Origin of the sequence: Roseobacter sp. MH60115 (assembly GCF_015644665.1) — a bacterium.
In the GTDB taxonomy this organism is placed as follows: domain Bacteria; phylum Pseudomonadota; class Alphaproteobacteria; order Rhodobacterales; family Rhodobacteraceae; genus Roseobacter.
Genome location: NZ_JADOBQ010000002.1, coordinates 1 through 24845, shown reverse-complemented (window position 1 = coordinate 24845; position 24845 = coordinate 1). Strand labels below are relative to the sequence as shown.

The window sequence follows — 24845 nt, the reverse complement described above, 5'->3', positions numbered from 1 at the left end:
GGAAATAGTCATGTCGTTCTTTTCCCGGTTGGTTTGCGCTACGGCGCTCACACTTGGCACAGCCCTCCCTGCGATCGCCCAAGAGGGTAGCCTCACCATCTCAGTTGGTTTTGGCCCAACCGCCGAAGTCCCTGACCCGCGCGTCAGCTACAACGGATGGATGTCGAACCAGACTGGCGTGACCGAGACGTTGATGGGAATAGACTATGAGATGAACCTGTATCCGCGATTGGCGGAACGTATTGAGCAATCCTCCCCGACAAAATGGCGCGTAACACTTCGCGAGGGGCTGACCTTCCATGATGGCTCTCCGGTTACAGCGCAGGCGGTCATTGATGCAATTCAACCAATTTCTGACCAAGAGCACCCAGGCCACAACGCCCGTATTGCGAGCTTGCTCGACCTTGCTGGCATATCCACCGATGGTGACAGCGTGGTTGTTTTCGAGACAAACAGCCCGAATGCAGCTTTCCCCTGGACGTTATCCGAGCCGGGTATCGCGATCCTTGGCACCGCATCGGAGGAGTTCCCGATCAACGCCACCGGCCCCTTTGTTTTCAAGGAAGCGGTGCCTGAACAGCTTTATCTTGTTGAAGCCAACAGCGATTATCGCCTCGGTGCTCCGGGGCTTGAAGAAGTCCGCGTCGTCGCCTCGGCCAACCCGGCCACAGCTGCATTGGCTTTTGAAGCGGGTGACGTTGACTTGGTCATCAACTATCCAGAAACTGACTTCGCTCGCATTCAGGAAACGGGTGCGCAGGGGTTCGTGGCCCCAACCGCGCGGCTGTATTTCTACACTGTGAACGCGGCAAGTGGCCCCATGGCTGATCCTCTGATCCGCAAAGCCGTGTCCTATGCCATCGACCGTGAGGGCATTGTTGAAGCGGCCTTGTCCGGTGTGGGTGGTGAAGCTGCTGGAACAGTCTATCCCGAGGGGATAGGTTGGGCTGCCGACATCCCTGCGACCTACGATCCCGCGCGCGCCGAGGCACTCTTGGCTGAAGCAGGTGCCGTAAAAGAAGGCGGGACATGGATGCTGAACGGGGAGCCGTTGGAAATCGACATAGTTACCTATTCCTCACGTGCTGCCTTGCCGCCCACAGCGGAACTCACGCAAGCCTTCCTGTCTGCCATCGGTGTGCAATCCAACATCACCGTTGGTGAATGGGGTGCGAGCAATGACGCGATTGCAGCCGGTGAGGCCGACCTGTTCTTGCAGGCTTGGGTCACGGCTCCCCAGGGCGATCCGGGCGCTGTGCTTGAAACACTGCTACGGTCCGATGGTGGTTCCAACTCCGGCCAGTATGCCAACGCAAAGCTGGACGATTTGTTGGACAATGGCCGACTGACCTTTGAACATGACGCCCGCAAGGCGATCTATGAGGAGGCGCAGCAAATCATCGCTGACGAAGCCGCATTGATCCCCGTATTCCACATCAGCCAGACCAATGTTGGCGTGCCAGGTCTAACAGGCTATCAGGTGCATCCGACCGAAACCTACTGGATCACCCACGAGACAAAGCTGACCGAATGACACTCAAAGTAACCGGCCTAAGCGCAATCCGCTCGGGCCGGACCATTCTCTCCCCCACATCGCTGGAGATCGAACCGCGAGGCCGCACTGGCGTCGTTGGTGCGTCTGGGTCCGGCAAATCCACGCTGGGCCACGCGCTGATCGACGACCTGCGCGTGCAGGGTCTTAGCGTGGCACATGTGCCGCAAAGCCCGGATGAAGCGCTTGATCCGCTTCGGTCCATGACCTTTCATTGGCGCGAGGCAGAAGTCGCATTGGGCTTGATGCCCGGTGAAGCGGATCAGACCGGGCTGTTCAAAGCGCTCGGGATCGAAGGAGCTGATCTACGCAAGCGCCCCTGGGGCTGGAGCCGAGGGATGCAGCAGCGGTTTGTGATCGCTATGGCGCTGATCGGCATACCCGATCTGATTGTGCTGGATGAGCCCACATCCGCGCTCGATCCGGTGGTGGCGGCGGCGACGATGGACCTGCTGAGTAGCTTTCTCAAAGGCAAAGAAACGGCGATGATCCTCATCACTCATGACCTTGGTCTGGCCGCAAGACGCGTTGACACGCTGATTGTGATGGACGCGGGGAACCTGGTCGAACAAGGCCGTACGAAGGACATCCTGGAGAGACCGCGGACAGCGGCCGCCAAAGCATTGTCAGCGCACCGCAGTTGGATGGCGTTACCGTGTTAAGAGTGATTGACCTTGTTGTGAAACGCGGGGCGCGCGTGACGTTGGAAGACATCTCGTTGTCTCTCCCCGCGGGCGGAACTCTTGCCGTTGTTGGCGAAAGTGGCGCAGGTAAATCTACATTGATTGCCGCTATTCTTGGCCTGCTGAAACCAAACTGTGGTGCAGTTACTTGGAGCGATGCGCCAGTCGGTTTGGCGCAACCAGCCTTGGTCATGCAAGAGCCACGCGCAGCTTTCAATCCCATACTCAGCCTTCGCCGTTCGGTCATGGAACCTGTTGTGGCACAGGGCATCAAATTGGTGGACGGTCGACTGGAGCGGCTTTGTGCCGGACTGGAATTGCCACTTGAGCTGCTGGACCGCTGCCCGGATCAAGTCTCCATCGGGCAAGCACAACGGGCAGGCATTCTGCGTGCCTTGATCGCATCGCCTCCCTTGGTGCTGTTCGATGAACCGCTCTCAGCTCTTGATGCGGTAACCCAGAAACACACAGCACGGTTGATCACAGAATTGCAGGCAGAGGAAGGATTTGCCGCGTTGATCGTGACCCATGACCTTGGCTACGCCGTCGCACATGCTGATCAGATCGCGGTCCTGAAAGATGGGCGTATGGAGGAGATCGCCGACGCCGAAACCTTCGCCTTGAACCCGCGATCAGCCTATTGCCGCACCTTGCGCGACGCGGCAATTGCCCTTGGCGCGCTGGAGTCTGTTGTATGATCAAAACCATTGGTGGCCTTCTCTTGCGTGCCGTCGTGGTTCTGGTTGGCACGGCAATCCTGACCTTCGCACTTCTCTGGAACGCGCCCGGCGATCCCGCACAAGCCATTGCGATGGCCCGGTTCGACGCGCTTTTGACCGAAGACGTAATTGATCAGGTCCGCGAAGAGGTGGGCCTTAACAAATCCTTTTGGCCAGCCTTTGGGGATTGGCTTGGCCCTCTGCTCCGACTGGATTTAGGATATTCGGCGGTGACGGGCCGTCCGGTCTGGCCGGATCTGCGGACCGCCATCGGCTATACCTTCCCGCTTGCGTTTGCGGCGCTTGGTATTGGTCTTGCCATGTCTGTTCCACTCGCCCTTGTCGCCACGAAACGCCCCGGTGGCCTTTTGGATCGTTTCGCGGTTGCTATCGCGTCGCTAGGGAATGCGATCCCCGCTTATTGGCTTGGTCTGATCTTGATACTCATCTTTGCAGTCAAACTCGCTTGGCTGCCCGCCCTTGGCGCGCAGACGCCTGCCCATGCCATTCTACCGGCGCTGACGCTAGGCCTCGGTGTCGCGGCCTCTCTGACGCGGATCATTCGCTCCGGCATACTCGAAGCGCGAGGCGAGCCTTTTCTTCCTGCAATCAGACGCAGGGGCGTAAATGAGCGGTCGATTGGTCGGGATCATATTGCCCCGCATGCCGCCATACCAGTCGTCACGGTATTCGGGCTGGAGCTTGCATTTCTTTTGGAAGGGCTTGTCTTGGTCGAAGTGATTTTTGGCCGGCCGGGGCTTGGGACGTTTCTGGTGCAGGGCATCCTCGCAAGAGACTTTTCGCACGTGCAAGCCGTCGTCGTTCTGACGGCACTGGTCTTTGTCACCGTCAACTTGGCAATCGACCTTGTTTACCGCGTCATTGATCCCCGGATTGGACAGAACAATGCGTAGCGTTTGGGTGCTTGTCATCCTATTGGTCCTCCTCGCTGGTCTGGGGCCGATGCTTGCCCCATATGATCCGACTGCCATCAATATCCCGAAACGTTTGTCTCCACCGAGTTCCGAGTTTCTATTGGGCACCGATGCTTTGGGGCGCGATATCTTGTCCCGCCTCTTGCACGGCGCGCGCTGGTCGCTGGGACTTGCCTTCCTGGTTTCGGTCATTAGCCTCGTGATTGGCACCACAATCGGGCTGTCCGCAGCACTTGGCGGCAAAATCGCTGATTGGACCGCGATGCGGACAACAGACACATTCCTTGCCTTTCCGGAGCTGGTGGCGGCCATCGTCATCGCAGGACTAATGGGCGCGGGCACCTGGAGTCTGATTTTCGCCTTGAGCGTTACAGGCTGGATGCGGTACGCGCGTGTGGCGCGTGGTATCAGCCTGTCGGTACGAAACCGGGGCTATGTGGTGCAGGCAAAACTGGCAGGTCTCTCTGGTTGGTCGATTGCACGGTGGCACTATTTACCATCGCTTATCCCGTCCCTCACAGTTATCTGGACGGGTATGTTCGCCAGGGCGATCCTTGGTATTTCGGCGCTCGGATTCCTCGGTTTTGGAGTGCAGCCCCCAAACCCGGAATGGGGATCCATGCTGTTGGATGCGCGCGTTCACCTGCGCTCAACACCTCTGCAAATGATCTGGCCTGGTCTTGCCGTGGTCATCTGCGTTCTGGCCATCAACCTGACCGGAGATGCTTTGCGCGATGCGGTGGCCAAACGGGACGCCCCCGAATGAGCAATCTTAACAGTCCTTCTTTGAGCATCCGTTTACGCATATCGGAGATTGAACGTATTCGATCAAAGTCCGCTTCGGGGAAGCTGCACTGCAGCAAGCTCGGTCAAGGCCTGGGTCCGGACTAGGCCGTTGTCGAAGACCGTCTCGGCACAAGGCAGGCGGTAGTGCTCCAACCGACTCAATGTCTGCTGTGGGAGCCCATACTTACCAAACTGCTGCAGCGCCGCGAACTTCGGCTGTGTTGCGACGTTCTTCGATTGTATGGTCAAGTCCGAATGTACGGCTCGATTGTTACACTGACATCCGAGACTATGGCGCGTGAGACTGGGCCGCCATTCAACTTTTGCCAAATCAATAGCGGTCTGGGGCTTGAGCGGCTATCTCTCAGTTTCGCATGGCGGCAGGGGTGGCACGGAAGATCTTACGCATCACGACCGTCATGTGAGCCTGACTGGAGAAGCCTGCTGTGAAGGTGATCTCGGCAAGCGGGTCTGCGGTGCCAACGATGAGATCGCGGGCATACTCCGCGCGACGGCGTAAAATGAAGGCTTAAGGTGTCTCGCTGATCTTCGATCAAAAACAGCCGAGAAATGTGAGGAAGATAGGCAAGCCTCATCGGCGAGCTCGGCAATAGACAAATCGGCCTCACAGAGCCGTGTTTCGATCAGATCGATGGCACGATCAATCTCCTTGCGCCGGCTCCTGCGGCTCCGCTTGCTGCGCGAGACAGAGACGTCTGTACATCCGTGTTACCGAGTGAGTTTTGCCGAACGGTTTCCCGAAGCGCCGCTCAGTCGCGCACTCATATCAGCAAAGGCCCGCGCTGCTCTGCATCAGGCGACATATCGAGCATCGATCTATTTGTCGACTTCATTGAGCAGGATCATGGCGCAGAGTTTGCCGGTCTGGTTTACTGATAGCAGGTGCTATCCGCGACCCAGACTGCTTTAGGCCGCGATAGATGTCAGTGCACCCAATCGCTTGCGCGTGTTGCATCCTCAGGTTTAAAAAGCTGTTTCAGAGATGGAAAAGAACCTGGAATTTCTGTTCACCTCAAGTGCCTTAGCCTCTCGTCTTGATTTTTCCACATGCCAACTTGAACGCCTGTTCAAACGCTATATCGGACAACCTCCAAAGCGCTACTACATGCGCCTTCAACTGCAAGAAGCCTATCGGTTGCTGATCCAGACCCCTTTCGAGATTACCAAAGTCGGCCTCATGACCGGCTTTCTCTCGCCCAGTCACTTTTTCCGTTGTTTCCAGTCGGAGTTTGATCTTACTCCGCATGAGTTACGGAAACGGCCCTGATGCCGTGCAGAAAGATTCGGATATTCTCTTCATCCAATGATTTTTGCGCGTTTCCACGGCTGATGTCCTTTGTGAACGTCTCAACGTGGCTGGTCGTGTTCCACCAATCGGGGACGCTGCTCCACTGGGACCTTTTCTGGCCCCTCCAACTCTGTCTCACCTCCACTCCTTGGTGGTTACGATGTGCCAGCATTATTCCGATATGAAATCAGCACCAAACGTCCAGTTGGTACGCATTCCTCAGATGCTCTCCTTGCATTTCGCGATTTTCACTTGACTCATCGTATGCATCCAAACATGCTACATATCAGCACAAATGTGTCGTTATATAGAACAACAGGGAAGAAAAGATGTTCAAGGAAATGTCTCTCAAGAGTGTAGCGGCAGCTGCGCTTGCATTGCTTCCGGTCACGGCTGTGGCCGAGAGCCCAACGGTTCAGCAAATCAAAGAGCGCGGCACATTGCTGTGTTCAGGCCACAATGGCAGTTACTTTGGTTTTGTTGAGGTCAACGACAAAAACGAGTGGAAGGGGCTCGACATTGACCTCTGCCGCGCGTTGACAACCGCTATCCTCGGGGACCCGAACGCCAATCAGATTGTGCCTTTGTCCTGGGCACAGCGGTTTCCGGCTTTGCAGTCCGGGGACGTCGATCTGATTATCAAGGCGACCGGCTGGACGATGGGTCGCGATACCGAGCTCGGCTTGCAGTTCAGTCTGCCATATTTCTTCGGCGGCACTCAGTTCATGGCGCATGGTGATTTGGGCATCACGGAAGCCAAAGACCTGGATGGCGGCACAATTTGCGTCGAAGCCGGAACAACGATCGAACGGATCGCGGCGAACTATCTGTCAACGCTTGGGGTAGAACATACCATGGTGTCATACGAGAGTGCGGCCGAACTTCGCGCGGCGTATGTCGCCAATCGCTGCGATGCATTCGCAGGCTGGGGTCCTAACCTTGCTGTTCTGCGCGCCACGGAAATCGACAATCCTGATGCCCACGTAATCCTGAACGATCAGCTGTCGTCGGAACCGATCTCCGCTGCAATGCGGCAGGGTGACGAGGAATTCGTTGACGTCGTCAACTGGATGCTGGCCGCCATGCTGATCGCCGAAGAAGAGGGCGTGACCATGGCCAATGTCGAAGACATGGCAGCCAACCCACCCAACCCGAAGGTTGCTCGTCTGCTCGGGTCCGAGCCCGGCATGGGGGAGCGTCTTGGGCTTCGCGATACTTGGGCGCGCGAGATGATCGCAGCGGTCGGCAATTTTGGCGAGGTTTATGACCGTAACCTTGGTGCAAACAGCCCCTATAAACTGGACCGCGGGTTGAACAACCTGTGGAGCCATGGCGGCGTGCTCTACGCACCGATCCTGGACTGATCCGGCCAACAATGGGTCGGCCCACTGCCGACCCATCTTGCTTACCTGGGTAGGGGGAACGAGATGTCCAAAGCTGATGAGTTGCGCCAAAGGGCAAAGCGGCGCAAAATCGCTATTCAAGCCGGCCTCATTGCCTTGTCGGCTCTGGTCATACTGGGTGCCTTTACAACCGCGCGCACCAACCTCGAAGCTCAGGGTCTGACCAGCGGCTTTGGATTTTTAGAGCGTAGCACGGGGTGGGACTACAGCTTCTCGCTTGTGCCCAAAACAATCATGGACCCTTATTCACAGACGCTCTTCGTCGGGTTTCTGAACACGCTTTTTGTCGGCTTCATCGCGATTTTCCTGACGACCCTGTTTGGATTCATCATCGGAACTGCCCGTGATGCGTCGAACATCGCGATTAAGACCGCCGCCACCGTGTATGTCCAAATTTTCCGCAACATCCCGCTGATCCTGCAACTGGTCTTCCTCTACGCAGTTTTGATCAACTTGCCGGGCCCGCGCCAAGCGATGTCAATGGCAGATACGATATTCCTGTCAAACCGTGGTCTGATGCTGCCTGGGCTGAGTGTCACGCCGGGTGTGGCCGTCGCTCTGCTGCTTGCTTCCATAGCGCTCGGCGTCGTTTTGATATCGCGGAAAATTCCGTTGATCCACGGGGTGCTGGGCTGGGTCGGCGGGTCAATCCTTATGTGCATCGTGGCCGCCATCGCAATGCGCCCGGAAGGTGCAACCCTCGTCACGATACCGGAACTGAAAGGATTGCGGTTCCGTGGGGGCATCACAATTCCCATCGAGCTCGTGGGGATGATTGTTGCGATTACCCTATATGGCAGCGCCTATATCGCGGAAGTGGTCCGTGGTGGCCTGGCACAAGTGCCCAAAGGCCTGACAGAGGCAGGGCAGGCACTTGGCCTGAGCAAAGGCGCCATCTGGTCGCGCATCAAGATGCCGATGGCATTGCGTTCGATTATTCCACCGCTTGGCAATCAATGGATTTTCATGATGAAGGCGACCACGATTGGTGTCGCCATCGGGTTCAGCGACCTCTTCTACATCGTGTCCATCTCGATCACCCAATCCGGTCAAACCCTTGAGCTGATTGCGATCCTGGCTGGCGCATTCCTACTGGTGAACGGCGGTCTCGCGGTTTTCACAAACTGGCTGAATGCGCGTATGAAACTGAAAGCGCACTGATATGTCTGACCTCTCTGTAACAGCACCGACAAAATTTCAGTCCATCACGCAAGTTCTGAAAAAGCGGGCGTTTCCCACACCTACGCAGTCTGCTCTTTCAATCCTGGTCTTTGGTGTGCTGGCATGGCTTGCCTGGTCCTTGTTTGACTGGGCCATATTGCGCGCCATCTGGTCGGCAGAGAACGTCGGTCAATGCGGCAAAGGTACCGGCGCCGGGGCGTGCTGGGCGGTCATTGACGCCCGTCACCGCCTGATCCTGTTTGGCCTTTACCCCTTCGACCAGCACTGGCGGTCCACGCTTGCCGCTGTTGCCATCATCGCAACCGTCGTGATCTCCTGCATCCCGCTGATGTGGAGCGCCAAGCGCATCGTGACGCTGTGGATTGTTGGTTTCGCGACCTACTACCTGCTGATGGAAGGCAGCCTGCTTGGCCTGCAACAGGTCACCACAGATGGGTGGGGCGGGCTGTCCCTGACACTGTTCCTGTTCTCATCGGTGGTGCTGCTGGGCATGCCGATGGGGCTCGGGCTCGCGCTCATGCGCCGCTCCGAGATGCCGTTTGTCAGGGGGTTTGCAGTTGTTTTGATCGATTTCGTGCGGTCGCTGCCCCTGCTTGTCACGCTGTTTACGGCAGCAGTCGTGATCCCGATCATCCTGCCGAGCTGGCTTGAAGGTGACAAAATCTGGCGTGTGATTGTCGCATTCGCTCTGTTCTTCGCCTGCTATCAGGCCGAAGTTTTCAGAGGTGGCTTTCAAGCGATCCCAAAGGGACAATTCGAGGCTGGCCAGGCGCTTGGGCTTACTTATTGGCAGACTCTGGGTCGTATTGTCCTGCCACAGGTGTTCCGCCACGCACTGCCATCCACCATCAACATGGTGGTCATCACGTTCAAGGAAACGGCGCTGGTGATCATCATCGGCTTCTTCGACGTCATGGCATCGGCAAAGGCGGCCTTTGGCACGGGTGAATGGGCGCCTTACTATCTGGAAGTCTATGTCTTCGTCGCCTTGATCTACTGGCTCTTCATCTTCTCCTTGGGTCAGTACGGCGAATACCTCAAGGGTCGCATGGCCATATCCGAGCGGTAACCTGCGCCAGCCTTCGGTCTCCCCCAGACGGGAAAGGGGCTGCCTTTGGGCAGCCCCTTTCCCGTCGTGCAATCGCATCGTCAAGGCGTGGCTAGTCGAGGGTGACTGACCCGTTTGCAGTTTCCAACTCGAAAGACAAAGCGGTCGCGCCTTGATGAACGGAAGCCAGGTGATCCACCCCAAGCGCCTGAAGAATACCAGACAGGTTATCGGGATCCGGATGGTACAAATGCACGGACTTGAGCGTGACACGCAGATCCTGCTGCCCTGTTGACGGGTGCGGTCCGGGCGACCATTCGATGAAAGCCGGGAGCAGCCCTCCCATTGGCAGACTGCCGTCTTTTGGCACCGTCAGGCGCCAGGATCGGTCGCCGCGTGTAAACAAGACGACTTCGCCCAGATCAACGGGGCTCGCCGCGATCACCGCGTCCAAGTCATCCGTACCAACCACCCAACACAGCGCACGCGGACGCTCTGACAGCCGCTCTTGCGTGGCCGGATCATCCAGAGTGAACCAACGTGCGCGCCCGGGGTCTGGCGCGTCCGGGTCAATGGCGATCAACTCAAAGAAGCTCTCGTTCCCGGATTGCATGACACAGTTGTGGGTGCTCATCGCTTCATGTTTGCCGCCGCGTGGGACTTCGACACCCAAGGCGTTTTGCATTGCAGCCACACCTTGTTCCAGAGAATGGGCGCCGATCGCGAAGTGATCAATTCTGTTGTTGGGCATTGGGCAATCGTCCGATCATGAAGTTAAGAGGGGAAGCGCCGCAGCAAGATCAGCCTTGAGGGTTTCGGGATCATCCAGCCCGATATTAAAACGGACCAATTGACCATCTTCAGACCAATCTGTGCCTGTGCGGGTGGGTGTGACAGGCAAAACGAGGCTCTCATATCCTCCCCAGCTGACTCCGATGCCGAAGTGCTGTAACGCGTCGACAAAGCTGCGGATTTGATCGTTCGAGCACGTGTGAAACACAACGCCAAACAGGCCCGCTGCCCCGGAGAAATCGCGCCGCCAATGGGCATGCCCGGGACAGCTCTCGAAGGCGGGATGCAGCAGCCGCTTGACCTGAGGTTGCTCGGCAAGCCACGTGGCGATCTCCCGGCCAGCTGCATCGATTGCGTCCATGCGTACTTTGAGGGTCCGCAGCCCGCGCAGCATCAGGAAAACCTCCTGCCCTCCGGTTTTGTCGCCAACAGCCATGACGGTGCTGCGGATCTGATCGTGGTAGGTCTCTGTGCAGGCGATCATGCCCAACATACAATCGGAGTGACCGCTCAGATACTTGGAGCAAGACGCGACAACCACGTCAACGCCCAAGGTCAAAGGCGCGCAAAACACTGGCGTTGCCCAGGTGCTGTCGATGATGGAGGGAATACCGGCCGCCTTGCTTGCACTTGCAATTGCCGGGATGTCAGGAACTTCGAACGTGCCGGACCCCGGGGCCTCGAACATGATCGCGCAGGTTTCCGGTGTTATCAGATCTGAAACGCCCTCTCCCACCATGGGATCGAAGTACTCAACGCGAACACTCAGCCCTGTCAGCACCTTATCGCAGAAAGCGCGGGTGTTGGCATAGACGTTGTCCGCCACCAATAGATGCATACCGGGCCGTGCAAAGGTCAGCAACGTCAGCGAGATGGCCGCGACGCCGGATGATGTCAGTGTGGTGCCATGGGCGTGATCAAGCTGCGATAGTGCACGTTCGAGCTGAAAACTGGCTTCGTTCCCATAGCGACCATAGTACATTGTGCCGGTTTCATACCGCTTGTCGCGAGCCGCCTCGAACTCTGCCAATGTGTCAAAGACAATGGTAGACCCGAGTTCGATTGGCAGGTTGACATGGCGACCGTCTGTTTTGGCAGGCCGACCGGACTGGACCAGAAGGTCCTCAAGAGGTTTCGCAAGTGAGGGCATTATTGTAGATTCCGTATGTTGCTTTTATCCTGACACCTCTTCAATATTGTGTCAATATTTGGCAAATGTGTTCTTTATATCGGAACATCTGCAATCGAGGTGAACCCGTCTTGGCGACAAAAACATCCAGACTTACTGCAAACCACTGGGGTGTCGGCATTGCCCGGGTCGAGGCCGGGAGAATTGTATCTGTGGACGGACATCCCGCAGACCCGGACCCTTCACCAATCAACGGGAACATCCCGGGCAGCTTGAACGGGGCGGCGCGTATTTTGCGCCCGGCAATCCGCAAAAGCTGGCTCGACAAATCGCGTGATCCTGTGCCGCGCGGGCGCGATGCATTTGTCGAGGTTTCATGGGATCGCGCGCTGGATTTTATTGCGGGCGAAATCAACCGCGTGCGCACAGACCACGGCAACGAGAGTATCTTCGCAGGCTCCTACGGTTGGTCGAGCGCCGGGCGCTTTCACCACGCACAAAGTCAGCTCAAACGGTTTCTGAACACGGTTGGCGGGTTCTCGTATTCCGAAGGAAATTACAGCTACAATGCCGCCCTTGTGATGATGCCCTATATCGTAGGACCCTTTCGCAAGCATGTGGCCGAAGCGACCCGGTGGAGCGTGATCGCCAAACATTCCGATCTTGTGGTGATGTTTGGCGGCATGGCCATGCGCAACACCCAGGTCAGCGACGGAGGTGTCGCAATCCACCGGATGAGCAATAACCTGCGGAGCTGCGCAAAGGCGGGTGTCGAATTCGTCAACATCAGCCCGTTGAGAACGGATGCGGCCGCGTTTTTGAATGCAGACTGGAAGCCTGTGCATCCCGGAACTGACACGGCATTGATGCTTGGGTTGGCCTATGTGCTGATGTCAGAAGGGTTGCACGATCTTGCGTTTCTCGCCCGGTATTGTGTGGGGTATGACCAATTCGAAGCGTATCTAACCGGCGCATCCGATGGTGTGCCAAAATCGGCAGAGTGGGCGGCCGAACATACCGGATGGTCCACTCAAGACATCACAGACCTTGCTCGGAAAATGGCGTCGAACAGGTGCATGATCTCTGTCGCTGCGGGTGTGCAAAGAGCCGACTATGGTGAGCAGGCCTTGTGGATGGCGGTCACCCTGGCCGCGATGCTGGGGCAGATCGGACTGCCCGGCGGCGGCTATACCGTTGGCTACGGCGTGAACGCAAACGTTGGCAACATGGAGCGGTTGTTCCGGTGGGGGACCCTGCCACAGGGCACGAACCCGGTGACCAATTTCATCCCCGTCGCGATGATTTCCGAGATGTTACTGAACCCGGGCGGCGCCTACACCTACAACGGCGCTGAACGCCGATTCCCCGACGCCCGGCTTGTCTGGTGGGCAGGCGGAAACCCGTTCCACCACCATCAGGACTTGCTCCGGCTTCACAAGGCGATTCAAACTCCGGAAACCGTCATCGTGAATGATCTCAACTGGACGGCGATGGCGCGGCACGCAGACATTGTCCTCCCCGTCGCGGCAGCTCAGGAACGCGATGACTTTGGAGCGGGGAAATCCGACAACGCCCTCATCCCCATGCACAAACTCGCCGCACCGCCAGGCGAGGCCCGTGTCGAATACGAGATGTATAAAGACCTCGCCAGTCGCTTGGGAACAGAAGAGCAGTTCACCGAAGGACGAACACCCGACGCCTGGCTGCGGCACATTTGGGAAGAAACGCGTGCAGCAGGGGCCCAACACGGCGTGTCCTTGCCCGATTGGGACACGTTCCACGTAGGCGATGTGATCAAACTGCCAGACCCATCGCCGAACCAGGTCTTTCTGGCCGAGTTTCGTGCAGACCCTGCGTCAAATCCTTTGCCAACGCCTAGCGGCTTGATCGAGGTTTTCTCAGACACACTGGCCGGGTTCGATTTGCCTGACTGCAAAGGCCACGCCTGTTTCTTTCCTCAGCGTGACTTCAAGGCGGGAGAAGGCGATTTGTTCCTGCTCTCCGGGCAGCCCAAGACCCGATTGCACAGCCAGCTGGACAATGGTGCCTTCAGTCTGAGCCACAAGGTGCGGGGGAGAGAACCCGTCCTGATTCACACGAATGATGCCGCAAGGCGGCGCATCTCGGATGGGGATATTGTCGAGCTATCTAATTCCCGGGGGCGCTGTCTTGCTGGTGCCCGGATCACGGATGAGGTGTTTGAAGGATGTGTGTTCCTTTGGACCGGGGCGTGGTGGGATCCGGATTTTTCCGCACCCCAGGCGCGCGACCGGCACGGAAACCCAAATGCTCTGACCCACGATCAACGGACATCCAGCCTGTCCCAATCTCCAGCATCGCATTCGGCGCGGGTTTCCTTGCATCGCTTTGACGGCGAGCCGCCAGACATCACTGTTCACCAACCACCCGTTCTGTATAGTGATACAGACCCGGATTAGGAACACTGTGGGGAGGGCTTTCCAATCGCAGACGCAAAAGAGCCGAAAGTGGATTCGACACTGTCAAAAGGTCTGTCCATTCTGGAAACCCTCGCAGGGTCACCATCAAGTATGGGGGTGACCGAGCTCGCAAAGTCGTTGGAGCTCACCAAATCGAACACCTTCAGGCTTCTGCAGTCATTGTCGGTGTTGGGTTATGTGCGGCAGAATCCGGACAAGACCTATGCTGCGACTCTCAAGACATGGCAGGTTGGCCGTATGCTTCTCGACAACTTGAATCTACGCGAGCTGGCAGCCCCGGAGATGAAGTATCTGTCCAAAGAAACAGGGGAAGCGATCTATCTTGCGGTGCCGGAAGGCTTGTCCGTGATCTACATCGACAAACGAGACAGCTCCAAGCCTATACGGTCGTGGAACCCGGTGGGCGGGTCGGCGCCCCTGCATTGCGTCGGAACCGGGAAGGCCATCCTGGCCCATCAATATGACGAGCTGCGCTCGCAGGTTAGCGGAGGGTTGACCCGACACACCGAACTGACGATCACAAATCTGACGGATCTCGACGCCGACGTCCAAGAGACCCTGCGCCGCGGATATGCCTACGACAAGGGCGAGTTTCGGGATCGCATCCTGAGTGTGGGTGCCGCCATATGTCTGCCAAACGGCAAACCGATTGCAGCCCTTGGGGTGTCGCTACCGAATGTTAACATGCCGGACAAAGGCATCGATTGGCTGGGATCGCTTGTGGCGCATGCCGCCACAAGCGTTGCGGGGAAAGTGGCAAAAACCTGAGGGTTACTTTTTCTCGATCGTTTCCACCGGGCCGCCCTTTTCCACCCAGGTCGAAAACCCCTCTTTTAGATGGGCGGCGTCAAACCCCATGTCTTGCAGCGTCGCGACAGTCAGCGCCGACCGCCACCCTGACGCACAGTGGAAGACATATCTTTTGTCCTCCTGGCCAAAAGCGTCCTTATAATAGGGGCTGTCCGGATCAACCCAGAACTCTATCATGCAGCGCGGTGCATGGATCGAGCCCGGGATCGCACCTGTGCGCTGGCGCTCTCTAACGTCACGAATGTCGACAACAACGACGTCAGGATCATCCATCATAGCGATCAAGTCAGCAGTTTCGACCTCTTCGATGCGGTTACGGGCAGCCTTGACCATGTCCGCAGCAGTGGTTTTGAGTTTTTCCATAGTTGTACCATTATTCGGAACATATATTTCATATATTGACACAAAGTAACTCCTGTTGCAACCTTGCTGGCAACACTTCGTCTGTTGTTCAGCGCCAAAGTATGGAGTCTCTTTGATGTCGAAAGAAGCTGCGATTTCTTTATGGGATGCGTCTGCCGCAGAGGAAGACTATACCAATGAAACCCTGGGCGACGTGTCTGTTGACGTTGCAATTGTCGGGGGTGGCTTCACCGGGCTCTCAACCGCTTTGCACTGTGCTGAAAAGGGGCTTTCTGCACATGTCCTTGAAGCGAAACAGATCGGGTTTGGGGGGTCCGGCAGAAATTGCGGCCTGGTTAACGCGGCTTTGTGGCTCCCGCCGCAGAAGGTCCGCGAAAAACTGGGCACCACTTATGGCCCGCGCTTCATAAAGAAGTTCGGCAGCGGCCCGGAATACGTTTTTTCCCTGATCGAGAAGCATCAGATTCGCTGTGAGGTCACGCGCACCGGAACAATCCACGCCGCCCACGGCCCAAGCGGCTTCAAAGACCTAAAGGAGCGCCATGAGGAGTGGATGCGCCTCGGTGAACCGGTTGATCTTATGTCGCGCGAAGAGGTGTCAGAAATGATTGGCACCGCACATTTCCACGGCGGTTTGCTGGATCATCGCTGCGGGACCATCAACCCGATGGGGTATTGTCGCGGTTTGGCGCGTGCAGCGATGGGCGCAGGTGCAAAAATCACCACGGGCGCCCACGCAAAGAAACTGGTGCGCGACGGCGATCTTTGGAAAGTTGAAACCAATAGAGGAACCGTGACAGCCAAGGCCGTCGTGCTGGGTACAAACGCCTATACCGATACGCTCTGGCCCAACCTGAGCCGCATTTTTACAATGATCCATTACTTCCAACTGGCAACCGGCCCCTTGGGGGCGGAAGCAGATCACATCCTGCCCGGGAAACAAGGCCTTTGGGATACCGGTCAGATCATGTTCAACATCCGCCGCGATGCCTTCAACCGGCTTTTGGTCGGCTCCATGGGAAAGGTGGTGGGTAGCAAGGATCGCGGCTTGTCGCACAGATGGGCCAAAAAGCAGATCGCGGGCATATTTCCGGACCTTGGCCCTGTCGAGTTCGAAGAAGCCTGGCACGGCCAGATCGCCATGACGCCGGACCACCTGCCGCGCATCTATGAGCTGGACACCAACCTCTTCACGCCAATCGGCTACAACGGTCGCGGCATCACCACCGGAACCATGTTCGGCGAGACCATGGCGGGGCTTCTCACCGGGATGGACCGCGCAGATCTGCCGCTCCCCATGACCGAACTGATGACAGTGCCCAGTGCGCCCATTGTCTCGCGCATCTACCAATCCGCGTTCACAGCCAACCAAGTTCTCAAGGCCATCTAAGATATGACCAATTTCAAAACGCGTGTTGGCGTAGACATCGGCGGAACGTTCACCGATGTGGCACTTGACCACAGCGGGCGGCTTTTCACCTGCAAAGTGCTGACCAACTATGCCCAACCCGAGCAAGCCATTCTGGACGGGATCGCGCTTGCGGCGTCCCAAGCTGGAATAGCGCTCAGAGAGATCGAACAGGTCATTCACGGGACGACACTGGTCACCAATGCTTTGATCGAACGGCGGGGTGCCAAGCTTGCCTTCATCACGACCGAAGGCTTTCGCGATGTCATCGAAATGCGATCCGAGAACCGGTTTGAGCAGTATGATCTGAACCTGACCCTGCCCACGCCTCTGGTGCCGCGCCAGGATCGGTTCACGCTGAATGGCCGCATGGGGCCAGCGGGTGAAGTCTTGCTGGCGCTTGACAAGGCCGAAGTTGAGCAGATGGTCCAACGGGTATTGAGCGGCGGGTATGAGGCTGTCGCCATCGGCCTGATGCATGCCTATGCCAACGATGCACATGAGGTCGCGATGGCCGAAGCCCTTCGCACGGCTGCACCGGATCTGTCGATTTCCACCTCCTCCGTGGTCTCACCTCAGATGCGGGAATTGCCGCGGTTCAATACAGTCATCGCGAATGCTTATGTTCAGCCGCAAGTCGCGGATTACCTCGGCCGCCTCGTCAGTCGTCTGCGCGAGGCTGACGTGGATGCACCGGTCTTCATGCTGCACTCGGGCGGTGGGTTGATGTCGGTCGACGATGCGGCAGAGCAGCCTGTGCGGTTGCTCGAATCCGGTCCCGCCGGTGGTGCGATCTTTGCCGCTGACTTTGCGCGGGCGCACGGTTTGGACAAGGTGCTGAGCTTTGACATGGGCGGCACAACGGCGAAGATCTGTTTGATCGAAGACGGCGCACCCAAGACCGCGAATACCTTTGAGGTCGCCCGCACCTATCGGTTCAAGAAAGGCTCCGGCATGACTGTGTCGACTCCGGTTGTCGAAATGGTGGAGATCGGCGCCGGAGGCGGTTCAATCGCGTCGATTGATGCCATGGGCCGCATCCAGGTTGGGCCAAAATCAGCGGCCTCTGAACCGGGGCCCGCCTGTTACGGACGTGGCGGTCAGGAGCCGACGGTTACGGATTCGAACTTGCTGCTCGGGCGACTTGATCCGAAGAACTTTGCCGGTGGGGCGATCCCATTGCATCCCGCAGCCTCGGATGCTGCCGTGACAGCGCGGTTGACCGGTAGCACCGGGCTGAGTGTTGAAGACGCCGCCTTTGGGGTGACCGAAATGGTGGATGAGAACATGGCCAATGCGGCCCGCGTGCACACGGTCGAGAACGGTCGCGATATCGAGCATTTTACGATGGTCGGGTTTGGCGGCGGCGCACCGCTGCATGCCTGCCGCCTGTGCGAGAAACTCGGGATCAATGCCTTGCTGATCCCGCCGGGTGCAGGCGTTGGCTCTGCCATCGGGTTTCTCAAGGCGCCGTTCAGCTATGAAGCATCCCGGGGACTGTTCCAGCGGCTGGCTGAATTCGATGCCGAGACTGTCAACGCAATGCTCTCCGAGCTGGAAGCCGAAGCGCGGGCGTTTGTAGACGGAGGCGCCAAAGGCCAAGCGACCGAGATCAAGCTGACGGCGTTCATGCGTTATTCCGGCCAAGGATGGGAGATACCGGTTTCGCTGCCGCACAAGGTTTTTGCAGATGGTGATGGCGCATCGATTGTCGATGCCTTTGAACAAGCCTACCGCGCCCTCTTTGGCCGTATCATCGACGGATTGGCTTGCGAGGTGACGAATTGGTCGTTGATTGTATCCACCGTGCTGGAAGACGTATCGCCTGCGGAACGCCACCAAAACGGGAGCACCGCCGCGATCTTGCGGGACCGCGAATTCTTTGACGCCGCCTTGCGCAAGACTGTGACAGCACGGGAAGTTGCGCGGGAGGCACTAACACCAGGAACCGAAGTGAGCGGCCCCGCAATTGTTGTTGAACGCGAAACCACAACAATTGTGACTTCGGCGTTTAAAGTTGTCGGTCAGGGAGACGGCAGTTTGCTGCTGCTCCGCAAGGAGGGCACAGCATGAGCAAGCTGAGCAGTATTGACCTGCAAATCATGTGGAACCGGCTGATCGCCGTCGTCGAAGAACAGGCCACAACGCTTATTCGCACAGCCTTTTCGACGTCCGTTCGAGAAGCAGGAGACCTCTCCGCTGGTCTCTTTGACCGACATGGCCAGATGATCGCGCAAGCGGTGACCGGCACGCCGGGGCATGTGAATGCGATGGCCGAAAGTGTGACGCATTTTGTGCGCGAAATCGGGGTTCAGGATATCTTTGAAGGGGATGTCCTGATCACCAATGATCCCTGGATGGGAACCGGGCACCTGCACGACATTACCATCGTTTCGCCGGTGTTCCGCAACGAAACGCACATCGGTTACTTCGCCTGCACCGCCCATGTGGTGGACATCGGCGGGCGCGGCTTTGGGCCAGACGGGCATGAGGTTTTTGAAGAAGGACTGTTGATACCGATCATGAAGTTTGCCGAACGGGGTCAGGTCTCCAAGGACCTTGTGCGCATGATCCGGTCTAACGTGCGGACACCCGATCAAACCGTCGGTGACATCTATTCTCTGGCCGCGTGCAACGAGGCTGGGGATCGTCGGCTGCAGGCGATGCTGGACGAATTCGACAGCGATGACATTGATGCACTGGCAGACTTTATCATCGAGACAAGCCGCAAGGCCACTTTGGAAGCGATTGCCGAGGTGCCGGACGGAACATTCCAGCACATGATGCAGGTCGATGGATACGATGCGCCCGTGCACATGCAGGTGCAATTGACCATCGACGGGAATAGCCTGATTGCGGATTTCGCCGGAACCTCGGGCATGAGCAAGTTCGGGGTCAACTGCCCCGAGGTCTATACCCGCGCCTATGCCTGCTACGGGCTGAAGTGTGCGATCGCCCCGCAGGTGCCGAACAACACCGGCTCGCTGGAACCGTTTCAAATCACAGCGCCTGAGGGGTGCATCTTGGCGGCAAAGCGCCCGGCCCCTGTGTCTGTGCGCCATGTGATGGGGCATCTGGTGCCGGACGTGGTTTTGGGCGCGTTGCACAAGGCGTTGCCGGATACGGTGCCTGCCGAAGGCGCATCAGCGCTTTGGAACATTCAGATCTCCGCGCGGCCCAGCGACCCGGCAGGCGATCTGCCGAACCGCGAAGTTCTGATGTTCAACTCTGGCGGCACGGGCGCCCGGCCCGCACATGATGGGCTGTCTGCGACGGCGTTCCCCTCCGGAGTGTCCACCATGAGCGTGGAAGCGACAGAACACGTCGGCCCGATCACCGTATGGCGCAAGGACTTACGGGCAGGGTCCGGCGGCGCAGGTGCACAGCGCGGTGGGCTGGGGCAGATAATCGAGATCGAACCGCGCGACGGCTATGACATCTACTTCAACGCCATGTTTGATCGCGTGAAAAACGCCGCCCGCGGGCGTGATGGAGGTGCGCCGGGTGCGGCGGGGCGCGTTGAACTGGCTGATGGAACGACGTTGCGCGCAAAAGGGCGACAGTTGGTCAAGAATGGTCAGCGCTTGCGCCTGAGCTTGCCCGGCGGGGGGGGCTACGGGCCGGCCTCTGCAAGATCGAAAGACGACGTGGCTGCGGACCTCTCGGCAGGCTTCATCACGCCGGAACAGGCGAAGTCTGACTACGGATATGAATGAAAGACAGGACACCGACAATGACTGACACACCTATTGCCCTGATCTCGGGCGCAGCCCAAGGAATTGGACTTGCCTGCGCAGAAGCGCTTGCCGAGGATGGGTTCAAAGTGATCCTCGCTGACATCAAGGACGACGTTGTCGCCCAGGGCGCGCGCTTGGGTGGTGCGGGCTACATCTGTGATTTCGGGGATGTGGGTGCCATCGCTGCACTCTTTGACACGATCGAGGCCGAGCATGGGCCGGTCAGCGCGCTGGTCAACAACGCCGGGATCGCCATGCCGGGCGACTTTCTCAGCTATGACCTTGCGGCGTTCGATACAGTGATCGGCGTGAACCTGCGTGGCGTGTTTGTGGCCACGCAGAGAGCCGCACGCACGATGGTCGAGAAGGGGATTGAGGGCGCAATCGTTAATATGTCCTCGATCAACGCTCAGGTCGCGATCCCCGCGATCCCGGCCTATTGCGCGTCCAAGGGCGGCGTGATGCAGCTGACGAAGGTTGCGGCGCTTGCCCTTGCCAAGAACAACATTCGCGTGAACGCGGTTGGTCCGGGCTCCATCGACACAGAGATGATGGCGGGCGTCAATGCCAACCCGGAGGCATTCAAAACGGCGATGTCACGGACACCGTTGGGACGTGCCGGCACCGCGCGCGAGATCGGTGATGTGGTCGCGTTTTTGTGCTCTCCAAAATCAAGCTATGTCACAGGCGAAACCATCTACGTGGATGGCGGGCGCCTTGGACTGAATTACACCTGCTAAGGCCCATTTTTATGTCATCTGCCTACGAACAAACCTATGCCGCCTGGAAAGCAGACCCGGAAGGATTCTGGGGAACGGCTGCGGAACAAATCGACTGGTTCACATCCGCAACTTCTGTCTTTAACCCTGACATGGGTGTCTATGGGCGGTGGTTTGATGGGGCGACCTGCAACACCTGCTACAACTGTCTGGATCGGCACGTGGAGGCAGGTCATGGCGACTGCATCGCGCTGATCTATGACAGCCCGGTGACCGATACTGTCTCGCGTTTCACCTTTGCCGAAGCGACGGCGCAGGTCAGCGCGCTGGCGCATGTATTGCGGGGTATGGGCGTTGCAAAGGGCGACCGCGTCATCATCTACATGCCGATGGTGCCCGAGGCGGTGTTTGCGATGCTGGCCTGTACACGCCTGGGCGCGATACATTCGGTGGTTTTTGGCGGGTTTGCCGCCGGTGAGTTGGCAACGCGCATTGAAGACGCAGGGCCCAAGGTCATTATCTCGGCCTCTTGCGGGATCGAGCCGGGGCGGATCGTGGCCTACAAGCCGTTGCTGGATGAAGCCATTGAAGTGGCTTCCGTCAAGCCCGAGGGGTGCCTGGTCCTGCAAAGGGAAGCGCTGGCGTGTGAGTTGATCCCCGAACGCGATGTCGATTACGCAGACGCCGTCGAGGCCGCTGTAGCCTCGGGACAGGGCACGGAATGCGTGGCCGTCGCCGCCACAGATCCTGCCTACATCCTCTATACCTCCGGGACGACCGGCCAGCCCAAGGGTGTCGTACGTGACACCGGCGGTCACATGGTCGCGTTGAAATGGACGATGGAGCACCACTATGGCCTGCAACCCGGCGAGGTGTTCTGGGCTGCATCAGATGTCGGCTGGGTCGTCGGTCATTCCTATATCTGCTACGGGCCATTGCTCCATGGCTGCGGGACCGTGGTCTACGAAGGCAAACCGGTAGGCACACCCGATGCCGGTGCATTCTGGCGGGTTATTCAGGACCACAAGGTGGCGGCCCTCTTCACCGCACCAACGGCGTTCCGGGCGATCAAAAAGGAAGACCCGCAGGGCAAGCTGATCGATACCTATGACCTAAGCCACTTTCGAACTCTGTTCCTTGCAGGTGAACGCTCCGACCCGGCGACTATTGAATGGGCGCAGGAAAAGCTGGACCGGCCGGTCATTGATCACTGGTGGCAAACCGAAACGGGCTGGGCGATGTCCGGAAATCCCGTGGGGCTCGGCGCGTTTCGGATCAAGCTTGGGTCACCGGGTAAACCGATGCCGGGCTACGACATTCATGTGCTCGACGATGACGGCAACCCGGTGCCCCCTGGCACACTTGGTAACATCGTGTGCAAACTGCCGCTGCCGCCCTCCGGATTCCCGACGCTCTGGAACGCACCGGAGCGGTTCCTGTCCTCCTATATGAACGAGTTTCCCGGATACTATGCCACGTCGGACGCAGGCATTATCGATGAGGACGGATACGTTTATATCATGGCGCGCACCGATGACATCATCAATGTCGCGGGCCATCGCTTGTCGACGGGTGCCATGGAAGAAGTCATCGCAAGTCATCCCGATATCGCCGAATGTGCAGTGGTGGGTAAAGCAGATGCTCTTAAGGGTCAGATGCCACTGGGATTTTACGTGACCAATGACGGGGTCGCGCGTGACGGTGCAGAGCTTGAGAAAGAGTTGGTGCAATTGGTGCGCGCCAGGATCGGGGCCGTCGCAGCATTCAAGACCGCCCTCCCGGTGCAACGGCTGCCGAAAACCAGATCAGGCAAAGTCTTGCGCGGGACGATACAAAAGATTGCAGATGGTGCTGACTACAAGATGCCTGCGGCCATTGATGACCCTGCCATCCTTACGGAAGTAACCGACGCGCTCGCGGCGCGCAGTCTGATTGGATAAGCCATGATTGAACGCCTTCACACCTCCGACTGCATGAGCAAGATCGTCAAACACAACGGTGTCGCATACCTGTGCGGTCAGGTCGGCGCCGGGACGTCGGTTGCGGATCAGACCAAGGACTGTCTGGCGCGCGTGGATGCGCTGCTGACAGAAGCCGGATCAGACCGCGAACATATTTTGCAGGCTATCATCTGGCTATCCGACATGGCCGATTTTGCAGACATGAATGCCGTCTGGGATGCTTGGGTGCCTGAGGGACACGCGCCTGCGCGGGCCTGCGGGGAGGCAAAACTCGCCAGAGACGTCCTGAAAGTTGAAATCATCGTAACCGCCGCAATCAAAGAAAAGCACTAGGGAGACTATCATGCAGCCTGCCGTTGAAATGAAACAAATCAACAAGTGGTACGGAACCTATCATGCACTGCGCGACGTTGACCTGTCCGTCGCCAAAGGCGAGGTGCTTGTCGTTTGTGGCCCGTCCGGGTCGGGTAAATCAACGATGATCCGCACAATCAATCAGTTGGAAGAACATCAATCCGGCGAGATTCTCATCAACGGGGAAGAAATCAGCGCTGATGCACCCAATATTGAAGAAATGCGGCGCGAAGTTGGTATGTGCTTTCAGCACTTCAACCTGTTCCCACATCTCAGCATCTTGGAAAACTGTACCTTGGCGCCGATGTTGGCGCGTAAGCTTCCGCGCGAAGAGGCGGAAAAGACGGCTATGGGATATCTTGCCAAGGTCCAGATCGCCAACCAAGCCGATAAGTATCCGGGGCAGTTGTCCGGCGGGCAGCAGCAGCGCGTTGCCATTGCCCGCGCGCTCTGTATGAAGCCTGAAATCCTGCTGTTCGATGAGCCGACGTCCGCACTAGATCCCGAAATGATTGGCGAGGTGCTCGACGTAATGGTGACGCTTGCTCAGGAAGGCATGACAATGATCTGCGTCACACATGAAATGGGCTTTGCGCGCAAAGTTGCGGATCGCGTGATTTTTATGGACGCCGGAGAGATCATCGAAGAAGGCGATCCAGAGAGCTTCTTTGGCGCGCCGAAAAGCGAAAGAACAAAACTATTCCTCGACCAGGTGCTGAGCCACTAGAAAGACGCAACGCATTGGGACGCCTTGTTGCAATGGCACGACGCTACGATGACGCTGTCGTCGAGACATTTAGCAATGATCGTTTTGGCGTGCGCCTAATAGGATAGTCCGTTCTGATCGCGACCTATCAGGTCTCCTTCAGCTAAGCCATAAGCGATGATCTGACCCTTAATTTGGTATCTTCCGACATGGGCACCTAAGGCCTGTATTAGCGCAACGCGCCAATACGAAAACTCAATTCTGCCCACTTCCGGTCCAAAACCGCCGCTGGGGAGTACTTCCAAATGCTGCGTTTGCAGCCCGCTTTCCGGACATTCATCACGAACGCAAAACGCTTTGCTACGTGGTAGTACATCTCGTACCTACCTCTCTGGCCACTGCGAAAGGCACTTGATATAATTGGTGACTTCGAACTGGGCTAGGCTAAGCCCTATTTGTTATATCTCCAGCCAGATTGGACGATGGTCGCTTGCCCTCTGGGTGCGGCTGACCCCGCTTCCTTCTAGCTCATTCTCAAATTCGGAATGCGCGATACCCGCATCTTGAACATCATCATACAAACCAGGCGAAACCGCAAAGTGGTCCAACAATAGGGGGCGATCTTGTATTCCGTCCACAAAATCGTCAAAGCGTGAGGTAAACTGTCTAGCCCCCAGTTTCAGTACCACTAATTTGGCGTTTCTCTAATAAGGTTTCAGGCACAGGAGGGCGCATGCCAAGCGCGTGATGTGGCCGGATTTGGTTGTATTGTCTGAGCTAGACATTGATG

22 protein-coding genes are annotated in these 24845 nt (G+C 57.7%); 18 read left to right on the top strand and 4 right to left on the bottom strand.

Going from position 1 to position 24845, the window contains the following annotated elements; all coding sequences use genetic code 11:
• The first annotated feature begins 10 nt into the window (after positions 1-10).
• Genes ISX84_RS05750 through ISX84_RS05730 form a run of 5 tightly spaced genes read left to right on the top strand, consistent with a single transcriptional unit; the run spans position 11 to position 4655 of the window.
• Positions 11-1534 carry an ABC transporter substrate-binding protein gene (locus ISX84_RS05750; RefSeq protein ID WP_195819399.1) on the top strand — a complete coding sequence of 508 codons (1524 nt, stop codon included), beginning with the start codon at positions 11-13 and terminating at the stop codon, positions 1532-1534.
• A complete protein-coding gene (locus ISX84_RS05745) occupies positions 1531-2214 on the top strand; it encodes an ATP-binding cassette domain-containing protein (protein ID WP_195819398.1) in 684 nt (227 codons plus the stop codon). The genes ISX84_RS05750 and ISX84_RS05745 overlap by 4 nt, the downstream gene beginning before the upstream one ends.
• Positions 2208-2933: an ABC transporter ATP-binding protein gene (locus tag ISX84_RS05740; protein ID WP_195819397.1), complete on the top strand. Its 726-nt coding sequence runs from the start codon at positions 2208-2210 to the stop codon at positions 2931-2933. The genes ISX84_RS05745 and ISX84_RS05740 overlap by 7 nt, the downstream gene beginning before the upstream one ends.
• Positions 2930-3868, top strand: coding sequence for an ABC transporter permease (locus ISX84_RS05735; RefSeq protein ID WP_195819396.1), 939 nt, complete (start codon positions 2930-2932; stop codon positions 3866-3868). Before ISX84_RS05740 ends, ISX84_RS05735 begins: the two co-directional genes overlap by 4 nt.
• Positions 3861-4655: an ABC transporter permease gene (locus tag ISX84_RS05730; RefSeq protein ID WP_195819395.1), complete on the top strand. Its 795-nt coding sequence runs from the start codon at positions 3861-3863 to the stop codon at positions 4653-4655. Before ISX84_RS05735 ends, ISX84_RS05730 begins: the two co-directional genes overlap by 8 nt.
• A 384-nt stretch (positions 4656-5039) precedes the next feature.
• Here ISX84_RS05730 and ISX84_RS23535 read toward each other — a convergent pair whose 3' ends face one another.
• On the bottom strand, positions 5040-5198 hold the full coding sequence (locus tag ISX84_RS23535) for a helix-turn-helix domain-containing protein (RefSeq protein ID WP_195820247.1): 159 nt from the start codon (positions 5196-5198) through the stop codon (positions 5040-5042).
• 480 nt (positions 5199-5678) lie between these two features.
• Here ISX84_RS23535 and ISX84_RS05720 point away from each other — a divergent pair, with 480 nt between their 5' ends.
• The 4 genes from ISX84_RS05720 (at position 5679) to ISX84_RS05705 (ending at position 9638) form a co-directional block, all read left to right on the top strand.
• On the top strand, positions 5679-5963 hold the full coding sequence (locus ISX84_RS05720) for a helix-turn-helix domain-containing protein (protein ID WP_195819394.1): 285 nt from the start codon (positions 5679-5681) through the stop codon (positions 5961-5963).
• A gap of 350 nt (positions 5964-6313) precedes the next feature.
• Positions 6314-7348, top strand: a complete 1035-nt coding sequence (locus ISX84_RS05715) for an amino acid ABC transporter substrate-binding protein (protein ID WP_229884157.1) — start codon at positions 6314-6316, stop codon at positions 7346-7348.
• 63 nt (positions 7349-7411) lie between these two features.
• The gene (locus tag ISX84_RS05710; protein WP_195819393.1) at positions 7412-8548 is read left to right on the top strand and encodes an ABC transporter permease subunit; all 1137 of its coding nucleotides are present in this window, start codon (positions 7412-7414) and stop codon (positions 8546-8548) included.
• Position 8549: 1 nt separating this feature from the next.
• Positions 8550-9638 (top strand): amino acid ABC transporter permease, encoded by a 1089-nt coding sequence (locus tag ISX84_RS05705; protein WP_195819392.1) that lies wholly within the window; start codon positions 8550-8552, stop codon positions 9636-9638.
• 91 nt (positions 9639-9729) lie between these two features.
• Here the strand turns inward: ISX84_RS05705 and ISX84_RS05700 are convergent, their stop codons facing one another.
• Both ISX84_RS05700 and metC read right to left on the bottom strand, forming a co-directional pair.
• The gene (locus ISX84_RS05700) at positions 9730-10368 is read right to left on the bottom strand and encodes a VOC family protein (RefSeq protein ID WP_195819391.1); all 639 of its coding nucleotides are present in this window, start codon (positions 10366-10368) and stop codon (positions 9730-9732) included.
• Positions 10369-10383: 15 nt separating this feature from the next.
• Complete coding sequence (gene metC, locus ISX84_RS05695) at positions 10384-11559, bottom strand: cystathionine beta-lyase (RefSeq protein ID WP_195819390.1); 1176 nt, start codon at positions 11557-11559, stop codon at positions 10384-10386.
• Positions 11560-11624: 65 nt separating this feature from the next.
• Here metC and ISX84_RS05690 point away from each other — a divergent pair, with 65 nt between their 5' ends.
• On the top strand, positions 11625-13976 hold the full coding sequence (locus tag ISX84_RS05690) for a molybdopterin-dependent oxidoreductase (protein ID WP_195819389.1): 2352 nt from the start codon (positions 11625-11627) through the stop codon (positions 13974-13976).
• A gap of 48 nt (positions 13977-14024) precedes the next feature.
• Complete coding sequence (locus ISX84_RS05685) at positions 14025-14765, top strand: IclR family transcriptional regulator (RefSeq protein ID WP_326838710.1); 741 nt, start codon at positions 14025-14027, stop codon at positions 14763-14765.
• Between the two features lie 3 nt (positions 14766-14768).
• On the opposite strand, the gene ISX84_RS05680 is transcribed toward ISX84_RS05685, so the two are convergent.
• The gene (locus ISX84_RS05680) at positions 14769-15170 is read right to left on the bottom strand and encodes a rhodanese-like domain-containing protein (RefSeq protein WP_195819388.1); all 402 of its coding nucleotides are present in this window, start codon (positions 15168-15170) and stop codon (positions 14769-14771) included.
• Between the two features lie 115 nt (positions 15171-15285).
• Between ISX84_RS05680 and ISX84_RS05675 the strand changes: the two genes are divergently transcribed.
• From ISX84_RS05675 to ISX84_RS05645, 7 genes are read left to right on the top strand one after another with little or no spacing between them, the layout of a single operon-like run.
• Positions 15286-16560: an NAD(P)/FAD-dependent oxidoreductase gene (locus ISX84_RS05675; protein WP_195819387.1), complete on the top strand. Its 1275-nt coding sequence runs from the start codon at positions 15286-15288 to the stop codon at positions 16558-16560.
• Between the two features lie 3 nt (positions 16561-16563).
• The gene (locus tag ISX84_RS05670) at positions 16564-18651 is read left to right on the top strand and encodes a hydantoinase/oxoprolinase family protein (protein ID WP_195819386.1); all 2088 of its coding nucleotides are present in this window, start codon (positions 16564-16566) and stop codon (positions 18649-18651) included.
• Positions 18648-20294: a hydantoinase B/oxoprolinase family protein gene (locus ISX84_RS05665; RefSeq protein ID WP_195819385.1), complete on the top strand. Its 1647-nt coding sequence runs from the start codon at positions 18648-18650 to the stop codon at positions 20292-20294. The genes ISX84_RS05670 and ISX84_RS05665 overlap by 4 nt, the downstream gene beginning before the upstream one ends.
• Positions 20295-20311: 17 nt before the next feature.
• Positions 20312-21055: an SDR family NAD(P)-dependent oxidoreductase gene (locus ISX84_RS05660; RefSeq protein ID WP_195819384.1), complete on the top strand. Its 744-nt coding sequence runs from the start codon at positions 20312-20314 to the stop codon at positions 21053-21055.
• A gap of 11 nt (positions 21056-21066) precedes the next feature.
• Positions 21067-22974 (top strand): propionyl-CoA synthetase, encoded by a 1908-nt coding sequence (locus tag ISX84_RS05655; RefSeq protein WP_195819383.1) that lies wholly within the window; start codon positions 21067-21069, stop codon positions 22972-22974.
• 3 nt (positions 22975-22977) lie between these two features.
• Complete coding sequence (locus ISX84_RS05650; protein WP_195819382.1) at positions 22978-23328, top strand: RidA family protein; 351 nt, start codon at positions 22978-22980, stop codon at positions 23326-23328.
• Between the two features lie 10 nt (positions 23329-23338).
• Entirely contained in the window at positions 23339-24076 is a 738-nt protein-coding gene (locus tag ISX84_RS05645; protein ID WP_195819381.1) for an amino acid ABC transporter ATP-binding protein, read from the top strand.
• Positions 24077-24845 lie beyond the last annotated feature (769 nt).

Coding starts and splice junctions, on each gene's coding strand:
- ISX84_RS05670 (WP_195819386.1), top strand. CDS start 16,564: ATGACCAATTTCAAAACGCGTGTTGGCGTAGACATCGGCGGAACGTTC.
- ISX84_RS05710 (WP_195819393.1), top strand. CDS start 7,412: ATGTCCAAAGCTGATGAGTTGCGCCAAAGGGCAAAGCGGCGCAAAATC.
- ISX84_RS05715 (WP_229884157.1), top strand. CDS start 6,314: ATGTTCAAGGAAATGTCTCTCAAGAGTGTAGCGGCAGCTGCGCTTGCA.
- ISX84_RS05680 (WP_195819388.1), bottom strand. CDS start 15,170: ATGGAAAAACTCAAAACCACTGCTGCGGACATGGTCAAGGCTGCCCGT.
- ISX84_RS05655 (WP_195819383.1), top strand. CDS start 21,067: ATGTCATCTGCCTACGAACAAACCTATGCCGCCTGGAAAGCAGACCCG.
- ISX84_RS05750 (WP_195819399.1), top strand. CDS start 11: ATGTCGTTCTTTTCCCGGTTGGTTTGCGCTACGGCGCTCACACTTGGC.
- ISX84_RS05700 (WP_195819391.1), bottom strand. CDS start 10,368: ATGCCCAACAACAGAATTGATCACTTCGCGATCGGCGCCCATTCTCTG.
- ISX84_RS05705 (WP_195819392.1), top strand. CDS start 8,550: ATGTCTGACCTCTCTGTAACAGCACCGACAAAATTTCAGTCCATCACG.
- ISX84_RS05650 (WP_195819382.1), top strand. CDS start 22,978: ATGATTGAACGCCTTCACACCTCCGACTGCATGAGCAAGATCGTCAAA.
- ISX84_RS05645 (WP_195819381.1), top strand. CDS start 23,339: ATGCAGCCTGCCGTTGAAATGAAACAAATCAACAAGTGGTACGGAACC.
- ISX84_RS05720 (WP_195819394.1), top strand. CDS start 5,679: ATGGAAAAGAACCTGGAATTTCTGTTCACCTCAAGTGCCTTAGCCTCT.
- metC (WP_195819390.1), bottom strand. CDS start 11,559: ATGCCCTCACTTGCGAAACCTCTTGAGGACCTTCTGGTCCAGTCCGGT.
- ISX84_RS05735 (WP_195819396.1), top strand. CDS start 2,930: ATGATCAAAACCATTGGTGGCCTTCTCTTGCGTGCCGTCGTGGTTCTG.
- ISX84_RS05660 (WP_195819384.1), top strand. CDS start 20,312: ATGACTGACACACCTATTGCCCTGATCTCGGGCGCAGCCCAAGGAATT.
- ISX84_RS05665 (WP_195819385.1), top strand. CDS start 18,648: ATGAGCAAGCTGAGCAGTATTGACCTGCAAATCATGTGGAACCGGCTG.
- ISX84_RS05690 (WP_195819389.1), top strand. CDS start 11,625: ATGTGTTCTTTATATCGGAACATCTGCAATCGAGGTGAACCCGTCTTG.
- ISX84_RS05675 (WP_195819387.1), top strand. CDS start 15,286: ATGTCGAAAGAAGCTGCGATTTCTTTATGGGATGCGTCTGCCGCAGAG.
- ISX84_RS05730 (WP_195819395.1), top strand. CDS start 3,861: ATGCGTAGCGTTTGGGTGCTTGTCATCCTATTGGTCCTCCTCGCTGGT.
- ISX84_RS05745 (WP_195819398.1), top strand. CDS start 1,531: ATGACACTCAAAGTAACCGGCCTAAGCGCAATCCGCTCGGGCCGGACC.